The 11,980-nt window shown below is 71.8% G+C and carries 12 protein-coding genes; 5 read left to right on the forward strand and 7 right to left on the reverse strand.

Annotated elements, in window-relative coordinates:
• Nucleotides 1-68: 68 nt before the first annotated feature.
• Complete coding sequence (locus tag ACWGKJ_RS23625; protein ID WP_385027889.1) at nucleotides 69-1,118, forward strand: LacI family DNA-binding transcriptional regulator; 1,050 nt, start codon at nucleotides 69-71, stop codon at nucleotides 1,116-1,118.
• Between the two features lie 213 nt (nucleotides 1,119-1,331).
• Here the strand turns inward: ACWGKJ_RS23625 and ACWGKJ_RS23630 are convergent, their stop codons facing one another.
• Nucleotides 1,332-2,951: a carboxylesterase/lipase family protein gene (locus tag ACWGKJ_RS23630; protein ID WP_453315809.1), complete on the reverse strand. Its 1,620-nt coding sequence runs from the start codon at nucleotides 2,949-2,951 to the stop codon at nucleotides 1,332-1,334.
• A 182-nt stretch (nucleotides 2,952-3,133) separates the two neighbouring features.
• On the opposite strand from ACWGKJ_RS23630, the gene ACWGKJ_RS23635 reads away from it, so the two are divergent.
• Nucleotides 3,134-3,877 carry a TetR/AcrR family transcriptional regulator gene (locus ACWGKJ_RS23635; RefSeq protein WP_385027895.1) on the forward strand — a complete coding sequence of 248 codons (744 nt, stop codon included), beginning with the start codon at nucleotides 3,134-3,136 and terminating at the stop codon, nucleotides 3,875-3,877.
• A 123-nt stretch (nucleotides 3,878-4,000) separates the two neighbouring features.
• Here the strand turns inward: ACWGKJ_RS23635 and ACWGKJ_RS23640 are convergent, their stop codons facing one another.
• Genes ACWGKJ_RS23640 through ACWGKJ_RS23655 form a run of 4 tightly spaced genes read right to left on the reverse strand, consistent with a single transcriptional unit; the run spans nucleotide 4,001 to nucleotide 7,582 of the window.
• Nucleotides 4,001-4,930 (reverse strand): ABC transporter substrate-binding protein, encoded by a 930-nt coding sequence (locus ACWGKJ_RS23640; RefSeq protein ID WP_385027898.1) that lies wholly within the window; start codon nucleotides 4,928-4,930, stop codon nucleotides 4,001-4,003.
• A 16-nt stretch (nucleotides 4,931-4,946) separates the two neighbouring features.
• On the reverse strand, nucleotides 4,947-5,618 hold the full coding sequence (locus ACWGKJ_RS23645) for an ABC transporter permease (protein WP_385027901.1): 672 nt from the start codon (nucleotides 5,616-5,618) through the stop codon (nucleotides 4,947-4,949).
• A gap of 3 nt (nucleotides 5,619-5,621) precedes the next feature.
• The gene (locus tag ACWGKJ_RS23650; RefSeq protein WP_385027904.1) at nucleotides 5,622-6,281 is read right to left on the reverse strand and encodes an ABC transporter permease; all 660 of its coding nucleotides are present in this window, start codon (nucleotides 6,279-6,281) and stop codon (nucleotides 5,622-5,624) included.
• Nucleotides 6,278-7,582 (reverse strand): ABC transporter ATP-binding protein, encoded by a 1,305-nt coding sequence (locus ACWGKJ_RS23655; protein ID WP_385027907.1) that lies wholly within the window; start codon nucleotides 7,580-7,582, stop codon nucleotides 6,278-6,280. The genes ACWGKJ_RS23650 and ACWGKJ_RS23655 overlap by 4 nt, the downstream gene beginning before the upstream one ends.
• 141 nt (nucleotides 7,583-7,723) lie before the next feature.
• On the opposite strand from ACWGKJ_RS23655, the gene ACWGKJ_RS23660 reads away from it, so the two are divergent.
• From ACWGKJ_RS23660 to ACWGKJ_RS23670, 3 genes are all read left to right on the forward strand, one after another.
• Complete coding sequence (locus ACWGKJ_RS23660; protein WP_385027972.1) at nucleotides 7,724-9,202, forward strand: aromatic amino acid ammonia-lyase; 1,479 nt, start codon at nucleotides 7,724-7,726, stop codon at nucleotides 9,200-9,202.
• A gap of 142 nt (nucleotides 9,203-9,344) precedes the next feature.
• Nucleotides 9,345-10,181, forward strand: a complete 837-nt coding sequence (locus tag ACWGKJ_RS23665; protein WP_385027975.1) for a MurR/RpiR family transcriptional regulator — start codon at nucleotides 9,345-9,347, stop codon at nucleotides 10,179-10,181.
• Between the two features lie 267 nt (nucleotides 10,182-10,448).
• Nucleotides 10,449-10,946 (forward strand): hypothetical protein, encoded by a 498-nt coding sequence (locus tag ACWGKJ_RS23670; protein WP_385027978.1) that lies wholly within the window; start codon nucleotides 10,449-10,451, stop codon nucleotides 10,944-10,946.
• A gap of 19 nt (nucleotides 10,947-10,965) precedes the next feature.
• On the opposite strand, the gene ACWGKJ_RS23675 is transcribed toward ACWGKJ_RS23670, so the two are convergent.
• Entirely contained in the window at nucleotides 10,966-11,340 is a 375-nt protein-coding gene (locus ACWGKJ_RS23675) for a hypothetical protein (protein WP_385027910.1), read from the reverse strand.
• A gap of 191 nt (nucleotides 11,341-11,531) precedes the next feature.
• Nucleotides 11,532-11,954 (reverse strand): roadblock/LC7 domain-containing protein, encoded by a 423-nt coding sequence (locus tag ACWGKJ_RS23680; protein WP_385027913.1) that lies wholly within the window; start codon nucleotides 11,952-11,954, stop codon nucleotides 11,532-11,534.
• Between the last annotated feature and the right edge of the window lie 26 nt (nucleotides 11,955-11,980).

Below are 11,980 nucleotides of genomic sequence, written 5' to 3' on the forward strand. Positions count from 1 at the left end.
GGGCGGCAGGATGAGGCAGTAAGGCGCGATGTCGGGGAGCGGCACCGGGGCGCGGGTAGGCTTCCTCCATGGCCAGGCCGAGCAAGCGCACCACCCTCCGCGAGGTGGCTGAGGCCACCGGCCTCTCCACTGCCGCCGTCTCGTACGCGCTGCGCGGCAAGCAGGTGTCCAAGGAGACCGAGGAGCGGGTCCGCAAGGCCGCCGCCGAGCTGGGCTATGAGGCGGACCCCATCGCCCGCGCCCTCGCCAGCGGCCGTACGAGCATGGTCGGCGTCATCGCCGGTGACCTCCAGGACCTCTGGCAGCAGCAGCTGATGGCGGCCATAGGGCGCGAACTCCTGGCGGGCGACCGCTATGCGCTGATCCTCGACGCGGGCGGCGACCCCCGGCGGGAACTGGTCCTCGCCAAGCAGCTCAGGGACCAGCGGGTGGACGGTCTGCTCGTCTCGCCCGTCGACCCCTCGGCCGAGGGGTGGGCGAAGATCGCGGACGCGGTCCCCGTGGTCTCCGTCGGCGACTCGCTCCAGCGGGCCAGGACCGCCGGGGAGGTGCTCTTCGACAACCGCGCCGGGATCGACGCGGTGCTCGGATACCTGGCACGGCTCGGGCACCGCCGGGTGACGGTGCTGACCCCGACCGGGCCGAGCACCCCCGACCGCCCTGCCGACGTCTATGTGCGCGAGGCCGCGGAACGGCTCGGTCTCGACGTCGAAGTAGTGCCGTGCGCACAGGAGTTGGGTGAGGCGACCGGGGTGGCGCGCGGGGTCGTGCGTGGGGTGGTGGACGGTGGCTCCACCGCGGTCTTCTGCTTCTCGGACTCGATCGCGTACGGGGTGTACGCGGCGGTCGCCGAGGCGGGCCTGGTGATCGGCCGGGACCTGTCGGTGGTCGGCTTCGACGACCACCCGGTCTCCCGGGTGCTGACGCCCGCGCTGACCACCCTGGACTGGGGGCTCGCGGAGATCGCGGCGGAGGCGGCGCGGCTGGCTGTGGCGGCGATCGAGGGGCGGCGGGTGCGGCGCAAGCGGATTCTGTGTGCGCCTCGCCTGGTGGAGCGCGGGTCGGCTGCGGGGGCGCTGCCCCCGGGCCCCGGGGCATCAAGCGCCGGCCGGGCTTGACGTGTGGCCTCAAACGCCGGCCGGGCTTGTTCTGGGCTGGGGTCTGCCCTCTGGCGCCGGCTGGGCTTGATTTGGGCTGGGGTCTGCCCTCTGGCGCCGGCCGGGCTCGTTTTTGCTGAGGTCTGCGCTCAAGCGCCGGCCCCGCTTGTCGCAAGGGGGCTGATGCGGGCTGACGGGCCAGGGGCCCGGTGGAGGCGGGCGCCGTGGCAGCCGTCAGCTGCCGATGGTCTTCCAGAAGCCGCACTGGTGTTCCTGGGCGAGATCGGCCGGTTCCGTCTTCCCCGGTTGCAGCGTCTGGACATGCTCGCCGGTTCCGAACCGGGGCCAGGGGGCCGCGCCGTGGCCGTTCGGGTTGCCCGTGCGGGCGAACTGGGCCCAGTAGCGCACCATCGTGTCCGCGAGCCGGTGCTGAGCGGGTGTGGCCGGGCCGGGGAGCTGCTCGTCGGTGAAGAGATACTGCAACTCGCTGCCGTGGAACGCCCCGGTGGGGAAATCGGGTTTCTTGAGGGTGCTGAACCAGGGGGCCCGGGCGTCGTCGAACTCGTAGGCATAGGTCGGCACTTGACGGTTCAGGGTCCGGTCCCGATCGAGGACCGTGCACCCCCAGGCCCAGTCGCTGACGACGGTGGACAGCGCCTCGCCGGGGGACCGGAAGCGGCCGACGGGGTAGCGGGCCAGGACGCGGGCCGCGTCGGCCGGGGTGAAGAGCGTCCGGATCTGCTGCCGGTAGGCGGCGTCGGTCGTCCTCCGGCCGGTCGCGGCTTCGATGGCCGCGGTGAAGAGGCGGTGTTCGTCCCGGGTGGTTCCCTGGATGACGGGGACCCGGTTGAAGTGGCCGGTGGCGAAAGCCTTTTCCGGGCTCACGGGCAGGATGCCGCCGCCGACCGCCGGTCCCGACCCGAGTCCGTAGTCGGACCACTTGGCGAGTTCCGCCACGGGTACGGCGCGCAGACAGGCTGCTGCTGTGCGGGGGGCGGAGCAGCCGACCTTGGCCGCTACGTCGAGCCCGTGCCGCTCGCGCTCCGCGCGCGGCAGCGGGAACCAGGTCGCCGGACCCGGTGACCACTTGCGTCCTGTGCACTGGGCGCTCTGCAGAATCGCCTTCTGGAAGAGGCCCGCCGACCCGGGCGCCACGAGATGCGCGCAGACGCTGGTACCGCCGGCCGACTCACCGAAGAGCGTGACGTTCGCCGGATCGCCGCCGAATGCCGCCGCGTTGCGCCTCACCCACCGCAGCGCGGCCTGCTGGTCCTCCAGGCCGAAGTTGCCCGACAGGTGCCTCGCCGGACCGTGGTCGAGCGCGGGGTGGGCGAGGAATCCGAAGACACCGAGCCGGTAGTTGAAGCTCACCACGATCACCTTGCCCATGGCGGCCAGGCGCTGTGCGTCGTAAAGGCTCCCTGCGCCATTGATGAAGCCGTTGCCGTGGATCCACACCATCACCGGCAAATCGCGGGCGCTGCCGCGCACCGGCGTGGTGACGTTCAGATAGAGGCAGTCCTCACTGCTGCTCTGCTGGTCGATGAGGCCCGCTGCCTGTGCGCACCGGTTGCCGGGCCCTGTGGCGTTCCGTACGCCTGACCAGGACGCGGCCGGCCGGGGTGACGCCCAGCGCAGCCGCCCGACCGGCGGGGCGGCGTAAGGGATGCCCTGGAACATCCGGGTGTTTGCGCCGAGGCGTCCCTCGACCAGGCCGGTGTCCGTCCTGACCACGGGGGCGGGGGCGCTCCGGCCTCCCCCGGCGTGACGCGCTGCCTGTGAGCTTCCGGCTGCGCCGCTGATCATGGCGCCGCAGAGCAGGACGGTCAGCAGGGCCCGCAGGCGCGACCGCACCGTGACCTGCCGACGGCGGTGCGCCGGTAAGAGATCCTGACGTAGGGAAGACACCGATGTTCACATCCTCAGAGAGTTCGTGTGTGGCCCACACGAATATAAAGTGTGGGGCACCCACAAAGTCAATGCCCCGTGGACGGAACAGTGCCCCTGTGGACGAGACATGGAGATGAGTGAGCCCGATGCCGACAAGTGACGACGAGCGGCTGCCACCCGGCCTCGCCCTGGCGTGGGGGCTGCCCGTCAAGACGGGGCGGCTGGGCCGGAAGCCCTCGCAGAGCGTCGAGGGAATCGTCGAAGCAGCGGTCGGGCTGGCCGACGAGAAAGGCTTCGCGGCCCTGTCCATGCCGAACATCGCCAAGCGGGTGGGGCTCACCGCCAACGCGGTCTACCGGTACGTCAGCTCGCGGGACGAACTGCTGGTGCTCGCAGCCGAGACCGCGTGGGGACCGGCGCCTGACCTGGAAACCGGCACGGGCCGGTGGCGGGCCGCCGCCGCCAGGTGGACCAGGGCGATGATCGAGCGCTGCGACACCCATCCATGGCTGCCCGACCTGCCCATCCGCGGAGCGCCCGCGACCCCGAACCTGCTGCGCTGGACAGAAGTACTGCTGGAAGCGCTCACCGGCGCCGGGCTGAGCTCCGCCGAATCGCTGCGGTGTGCGCTGTTGCTCGACGGCTACGCGCGGCGCATCGCCAGTGCCCGCCGGGACGTGCGCGACAGCAGTGCGGCGCCGGTCGAGTCGGCCGCTGTCGCACGGTTCCTCCAACCGCTCCTGCACGAGCACGGATATCCGATTCTGGCGTCCATGATGGCGCACCACGAATACGACGACGAGGTCGGCGACGATGACGTGGAGTTCGGTCTGACCCGGATCCTGGACGGAATCGAGGTCCTGATCGCCCGACGGACGCAAGACCGCTGAACTGCGGCTCGACCAGCGTGACATGGCTTCTCAATCGCCGGACGGATCCAAGCCCGTCCGGCGATTGAGGACCGGGGATTGAGAGGCCGGGGCCCGGGGCGGCGCCCCGGGAGGGTGGCTCCGTTACGCCGTCACCTTGTGCTGCTTCAGCCACGCGTCCGCGACCCTGTCGGGGTCCTTCTTGTCCTTGTCGACCAGGCGGTTCAGCTGCGTCAGCTCCTCCGTCGTCAGCGCGTTGCCCAGCAGGGCCAGCGCCTTGCGGACCTTGCCGTCCGCCTTGCGGGCGGCGATCAGCGGGACGACGTGCTGGGCGGGCACCAGATGCTTCGGGTCCTCCAGGACGACCCACTTGTTCGCCGCGACGTCCACGTCCGTCGTGAAGACATTGGCGACGTCCACATCGCCCTTCTTGAGCGCGCCCTTGACCAGCGGCCCCGACGAGTCCAGCGCCTTGAACTCCTTGAACTCCACGCCGTACTGGTCCTTGAGGCCGACCACCCCCACGACCCGCTTCTTCATCTCGGCCGCGGCGCCGAACACCAGCTTCCCGTTGGCCTTTCTGAGGTCGGCGAGGGTCTTGAGACCGTACTTGTCGGCCGTCTCACGCGTCACCGCGAAGCTGTCGCGGTCCTCGGCCGCCGCGTACGGCAGCACCTCCAGGCTCGCGGGCAGCACGGCGGCCAGCGCGTTCTGCATCGCGCCCGCCTCCGTCTCGGTGGCCTTCTTGTTCAGATAGAGCAGCAGACTGCCCTGGTACTCCGGGAGCAGATCGATGTCGCCCCCCTTCAGCGCGGGGACGATGATCTCGCGGGAGCCCAGGTTGGGTTTGACCGTGGCCTTGATGCCCGCGGCCTTGAGGGCCCCCGCGTACAGATAGCCGAGTATCTGGTTCTCGGTGAAGTTGGCGGTGCCGATGACCAGCCCGCCCGAGCTGCTCCCCGAGTCGCCGCCGGATCCGCCCCCGTTGAGGGACGTGATGCCGGACGAGCAGGCGGCGAGCGCGGGTGCGGATGCGCCGGCCAGCAGGGCGGTGAGTGCGGTACGTCGGTTCATCTCGGGTCTCCAGAAGTCAGCGGGCGGTGTCGGGTCGGCCGCGCAGCAGCAGCCGCTGCACCCCGCCCAGGGCGAGGTCGGCGAGGACGGCGAGGACGGCGACGAGCACCGCGCCGCCGAGCACCTGCACCAGATCGCGCTGGGCGAGCCCGTCGAATACGTACCGGCCGAGTCCGCCGAAGCTGACATAGGCGGCGATGGTGGCGGTGGCCACGACCTGGACGGTCGCCAGCCGGATGCCGGTCATGATCAGGGGCAGCGCGAGCGGGAGTTCGACCTGCCAGAGGACCTGGTGGCCGCGGAGCCCCACGCCCTTCGCCGCGTCCTTGACCTCCGGGTCGACGGCGGCCATGCCCGCGTACGTATTGGTGATGATCACCGGTACGGCGAGGGCGACTAGCGAGACGTACACCGGCCAGATCGAGAGCCCGCCCGCCAGGAAGACCAGGGTCACCAGGCCGACGGTGGGCAGCGCACGGCCGAAGGACGCCAGGTTGACCGCGATGAACGCACCGCGTCCGGTGTGGCCGATCAGCAGCCCGACGGGGAGCGCGATGACGGCGGCGACGAGGGTGGCGAGCAGCGAGTACTGCAGATGCTCGACCAGCCGGTGCGCGATGCCTTCCGAGCCGGACCACTGGGCGGAGCTGGTCAGCCAGGACGCGAGGTTCTTGAGGAGTTCCAGCATGGGTCAGGCGCCCCTCTTCATGGAATGGCGCTGCCTGGCCCAGGGCGTGCAGAGCCACTGGACGGTGACGAGCACCGCGTCCGCCACCAGGGCGAGCAGCAGGGTCAGGACCACCCCGGCGACGACCGGGGTGGGGTAGTTGCGCTGGAAGCCGTCGGTGAAGAGCTGGCCGAGGCCGCCGTATCCGATGTAGCTGGCGACGCTCACCAGCGAGATCGACATCACCGTGGAGACCCGGATCCCCGCCATGATCACCGGGAGCGCCAGCGGCAGTTCCACGGTGAGCAGGGTGCGCAGCGGCCGGGTGCCCATGGCGGTGGACGCCTCGCGCACCCGGGCGGGCACCGCGTCCAGTCCCTCGACGGTGTTCCGTACGAGCACCACCAGCGTGTACGCGGTCAGTCCGGTGATCGCCGTCGTCCGGGTGAGCCCGGTGATCGGCAGCAGCAGGACGAAGAAGGCCAGCGAGGGGATGGTGTAGAGGATGTTGGAGAGGCCGAGTACGAAGCCGCGCAGCGCCCGCACCCGGTGGGCCAGGACCGCCAGCGGGAGCGCGATCAGCAGGCCGATGAGGACGGCGGGCACCGCGGTGGAGAGATGGTCGGCGGTGAGGTGCGCCATCTCGCCCGTGTGATCGGGGAACCAGCCCCAGTCGACGGTCATGCGGCGGTACCGGAGTCCGTGGGGGCGCCGTCTGCGGGGGTGCCGTCCGCAGAGGTAGCGGAGTCCGTGGCGGCCCCCGGGGCTGCGGGGGTGCCGGAGTCCGCGGGGATGCCGGAGTCCGCGGTGGTGGCCGGGGCCGTGGTGGTTCCGGAGTCCGTGGTGGCTCCCGGGTTCGCGGTGGTGCCCGACGCTGTGAGGGCGCCGGTGGCTCCCGCGGTCAGATGGGCCTCGCCCGCGCGGTCGTGGATGGCGTCACGGGAGGTGACGCCGGTCAGGGTGCCGGCGGCGTCGACCCGGGCCACCAGGCCGGCCGGGGAGGCGACGGACTCGTTGAGCGCGGAGAGCAGCGAGTCGCTGTCGCGCAGCGCCCGGACGGGGAGCAGCGGGGCGTCGCCCGCGGTCCCGGCCGCCGGGGCGTTGTCCGTGTCGAGCCAGCCCAGCGGCTTGCCGTCGGCCGATGTCACCAGCTGCCAGCGGCCCGTCCGCAGCGCGTCGGATATCCGCTCGTCGGCGCGGACGGCCGGGGCGGTGGCCTGGGGTATCCCGCCGAGCGTGGAGAGCGACAGCAGCTTCAGCCCGCGCTCGGCGCCCAGGAAGTCCGCGACGAAGTCGTCGGCGGGCCGGGCGAGCAGTTCGGCGGGCTCGGCACACTGGACGAGATGGCCGCCGGTACGGAAGACCGCGATGCGGTCGCCGAGCCGGACGGCCTCGTCTATGTCGTGGGTGACGAAGACGATGGTCTTGTTCAGATCCTTCTGCAGCCGCAGCAGCTCGTCCTGGAGCTGGGTGCGGACCACCGGGTCCACGGCGCCGAACGGCTCGTCCATCAGCAGCACCGGCGGGTCCGCCGCGAGCGCGCGGGCCACCCCGACGCGCTGCTGCTGGCCGCCGGAGAGCTGGTGCGGGTAGCGCTTGCCGGTGTCGGCGTTCAGCCCGACCGTCTCCAGCAGCTCCGCCGCGCGGGCCCGCGCCTTTCTGCGGCCCCAGCCGAGCAGCAGCGGGACGGTGGCCACGTTGTCCAGGACCGTCCGGTGCGGGAAGAGCCCGGACTGCTGGATGACGTAACCGATACCGCGCCGCAGCTCGGCGGCGTCCGCTTCGAGGATGTCCCTGCCCGCCAGGCGGATCGTGCCCGACGACGGGTCGACCATGCGGTTGATCATGCGGAGCGTGGTGGTCTTGCCGCACCCGGACGACCCGACGAGGACCGTGATCTGTCCTTCCGGCATGTCCAGGCTGAGGTCGTGGACCGCTGTGGTGCCGTTCGGGAAACGTTTGTGCACGGCGTCGAATTTGATCATCGGTCATCCCTTGCCCGACTGCATATGGTCATGCAGAGTTCTCGGTGTCTGAATAATTTGTCAATGGGCTGCGATAGAACACCGGTGACGCCGGTCCATCAGGCAAGACCGAATGTCGGAAAAAGGAGGCGTTCGCGCATGATGTCGTACCGCACGGTGGAGACCCAGACCGGCATCGTGGTCCTCGACGGTGAGTCCCTTCCGGTCGCCGATGTGGTCCGGCTCGCCCGCGGTACGGCCAAGCCCGTACCCGGAAACGAAGCGATGAAGCGCGCCGAACAGTCCTGGGACGCGGCCCGTGAGCTCGCCGCGTCCGGCCGCGTGTACGGACGCTCCACCGGTGTCGGCGCCAACCGTAACGAGTCGGTGCCGTCCGAGGCCGCCGCCGACCACGGACTGCGGCTGCTGCGCTCGCACGCCGGGGCGATAGGCGACCCGCTGCCGGGCCACGAGGTCAGGGCCATGCTGGCGGTGCGGGCCAACCAGTTGCTCGCCGGAGGGGCCGGGCTGCGGCCCACCGTCGTCACCGCGCTCTGCGAAGCCCTGGAGTCCGGCGCCCACCCCGTCGTCAACGCCTTCGGCTCGGTCGGGACCGGCGACATCGCGGCCCTCGCCCAGATGGGCCTCGCGCTGGCCGGTGAACACCCCTGGCAGGGCGGCCGGGCGCCCGCGGCGCTGAGCCTCGACAACAACGACGCCCTCGCCCTGATCAGCAGCAACGCCCTCACCCTCGGCCAGGCCGCGCTCGCACTCGACGAGCTGCGCGCCCTGGTCGACGCCACCCAGGTGGTGGCGGCGCTCTCGCTGCTCGCCGTGGACGGCTCGTTCGAGGCGTACGCGGAGCCGGTGCACGCGGCCCGCCCGCACCCCGGTTCGTACGCCGTCGCCGCCCGCAGCCGCCGCCTCCTCGGCGCACCCGAACGGCCCACCCCGCCGCTCGGCCGCATCCAGGACCCGTACGGCTTCCGCTGTGTCCCGCAGATCCACGGACCCGCGCAGGACGCGGCCGACCTGCTGGAGCGCACCATCGCCGTGGAGATCAACGCGGCTGCCGAGAACCCGCTGATCCGTGCGTCGGACATGGCCGCCTACCACCACGGCGGCTTCTACATGGCCCAACTGGCCCTGGCGCTCGACCATTTCAGGCTTGCCCTCACCCAGACCGCGCGGCTCTCCACCTCGCGGCTCTCCGCGCTGAACGAGCCCGGCTTCACCCGGCTCAGGCCCTTCCTCGCGGACGGCGAGGCGGCCTCGTCGGGCGTGATGATCCTGGAGTACGCGGCCGGGGCGGCCCTCGGTGAGCTGAGCGCGCTCTCCGCACCGGCCTCGCTCGGGCATGCCGTCCTCTCCCGCGGTGTCGAGGAGCAGGCCAGCTTCGCCTCGCTGGCGGCCCGTCAGGCGCTGCGGGCCGGACGGGCGTACCGCTATGTCGTGGGCTGCGAACTGGTCGCCTCGGTAAGGGCGTTGCGTCAGCGGGAGCTGCGTATCGACCCCGATCTTCCGGTTGGCCGCGCCTTCGCCCTGGCGGACGCCACGCTCGACCCGGACGTCGCGGACCGGCCGCTCACCGACGACGTGGAGACGGCCGCCGCGCTGCTCGACCGGTTCCATGACCTCTGAGGCGGACGGGCCTTCCGCGGCCGGTACCTCTCCCGGGCGGACGGCCCACCGGGGGCGGACCACGCTCCCCGGCGGACGGCTGCCAGGGGCGGGCGGTTCAATGAACTCTGATGTGGATGCGGAACTTGAGGGGGACGACGGCATGAGCGACAGCCCGGCCGCACGGCTGCAACAGCTCTTCGAAGGGCACCGGCTGACACCGACCCAGCGGCGCATCGCGCACTGCATGGTGCGGCAGGCAGCCGAGGCGCCCTTCCTCTCCTCGGTCGAACTGGCCGAACTGGCCGGGGTCAGCCAGCCGTCCGTCACCCGGTTCGCGGTGGCGCTCGGCTTCGACGGCTACCCGGCGCTGCGCCGCCATCTGCGGGAGGTCGCCCCGGCCGGCCGCGAGGCGGACGACGACAGCCTCAACGAGTACCAGCAGGCCGTCCACGCCGAGATGGAGAATCTGCGCCAGCTCGCCGAGATACTGGCCGATCCCTCCCTGGTGGAGCGCGCGGGCCGGCTGCTCGCCCAGTCCCCTTCCCTGCCGGTACTCGGGCTGCGCGCGGCCTCCTCGCAGGCCAGGGGCTTCGCGTACTTCGCGGCCAAGGTCCACCAGGACGTACGGCTGCTGGACGAGGGCGGCACGATGCTGGCCGACCGTATCGACGCCTCGGTACGGGCGGGGGCCACGGTGCTGCTCTGCTTTGCGCTGCCCCGCCACCCGCGTGAGGTGGTCGAGGCGCTCGCGTACGCCCAGTCGGCCGGGCTGACCGTGGTGACGGTCGCCGACTCGGCCTTCGCGCCGGTCGCCCGGCACAGCGACATCCTGATCCCGGCGGCGGTCGGCACCGGGCTGGCCTTCGACACGGTGTGCGGGCCGATGCTGCTGGGGCGGGTCCTCCTGGAGGCGATGTGCGACGACCTGCCGGATGCCCAGTCCCGGCTGGAGGAGTTCGACGCGCGGGCGGCGGCGCGGGGGCTGTTCATGGAGTAGCCGGGCTGTTCACGGAGTGACGGAGCAGCTGTCTCCGTGGCCTGTGCGGCCCCGGTGGCTTCTCACGGCGTACTCAGAAACCGTCGCTAATCTCCGCCCGGTCCGGAGCAGACGAGCGAGGGAGTACGCGACGTGGGGCGCGGCAGTGCGCAGACGCAGACGCAGACAAAGGGGCGGGGCCGGGAACGGCGGCCGGACCGTCCGGGGAAGAGCCGGCCGCGGACCGTGGCGAGGGTCGCGGTGCTGGTACGGGCCGGGGCCGCCCCGATGGGGTGGCTGGGGCTGGTGGCCGCTGCCGCCGGGATGCTGCCGCCAGGACTGACCGGGCGCAGGATCGGAGTGCTCGCCGGGGCCGCGCTCGCGCTGATCACCTGCGCGGTGGTCGCCCTGGTCCGCAGGCGCAGATTCGTCCATCTGGCGAAGTCGCCCGTGCGGGCGGGCCGGTCCGACTTCCTCCAGGACCGGCGGGTGACGGTACGGAACTGGCGGCGCGCCCACCGCTGGTGGCTGCTGGCCGCCTTCGTCGCGGCGCTCGGCTCGTCGTTCGCGCTGCCGGCCGCGGGCGGGCTGGTCCTCGCCGGAGCGGGGGCCGGACTCTGGCTCAGGGCGGTACGGCTCGGCCGCCGCGAACGCGCGGACGATCTGCTCCTCTGGGTCCGTACCGACTGGATCGCGCGGGGCCCCGCCGGGAAACCGGTCAGGGGCTACAGCTCGACGGGTGTCCTCGCGGGCGACGCCGCACCCGGCGGGGCACGGCGTCGCTGACGGGGCCGGGCACGGCCGGTCACACCTCCAGGCCGGCCTCGATGTTCTTCAGCTGGTGGCGGGCCATCGCGAGGTTCGAACGGGACTTGTCCAGCGCCAGATAGAGGAAGAGGCCGTTGTTCCCGCGGCCCTTGAGCAGCCGGATCAGGTGGTACTGCCCGCCCAGCGTGATCAGGATGTCCTCGATCTCGTCCTTGAGGCCGAGGTGCTCCATCGTCCGCACCTTGGCACGCACCACGTCCGTGTTCCCGGCCGCGGCCACGGCGAGATCGAGGTCCTTGCGGCCGCCGAGCGTGCCGAGGGCCATTCCGCTGGTGTAGTCGACGAGCGCCACCCCGATGGTGCCCTCGATCGAGTCCATCGCGTCCTTGAGTGCGGTTTCGGTGTTCGCCATGGGAGGCGTACTTCCTCTCTTCTTGTGAGCGTCTGAGCCGTGGGTGTCTGAGTCGTGGGTGTCTGAGTCGTGCGTGTCTGAGCCGTGGGTGTCTGAGCCGTGGGTGTCCCGGCCGGTGGTTTCCGGGGAGGCGCGGGGGCGGGTACGGGGGCGGCGGGCCCGGGAGTCGGCTCCCCGGGCGGGGCCGCCGGTCACGGGCTGTCCGCTCGTGGGCTGTCCGGCCGTGGGCTGTCCGGCCGGTCGAGGGCGCCGTTGACCAGCTCGCCGATCCGGGTGCTCGACCTGCGGGCCTCCAGATGCAGTCGGCCCACGTTGATACGAGGCTGGGCGAGCAGCGTGAGCACGGCGGACGGGCCTGCCGCGTACGTCGCCACATAGCCGTGCTCGCCACGGACCAGCAGCTCACGGAAGGCGCCCTGCCCGGTCGTCTCGGTCAGCCGCTGTGCGACCCCGAGGGCCGCCGCGGTGAGCGCGGCGACCGACTCGGCCTCGGCGGACGTGGTGTCCTGCGCGAGCACCAGGCCGTCGGCGCTGGCCGCGAGCGCCCCGCTGATCAGGGGCACCCGGACTCTCAACCGCCTTAGTTCGTCCAGCACTTCGGCCTCCGCGGACATCAGTTGTCTCCTCTCGGCGCGCTGCC

Source organism: Streptomyces sp. NPDC054757 (assembly GCF_053612185.1).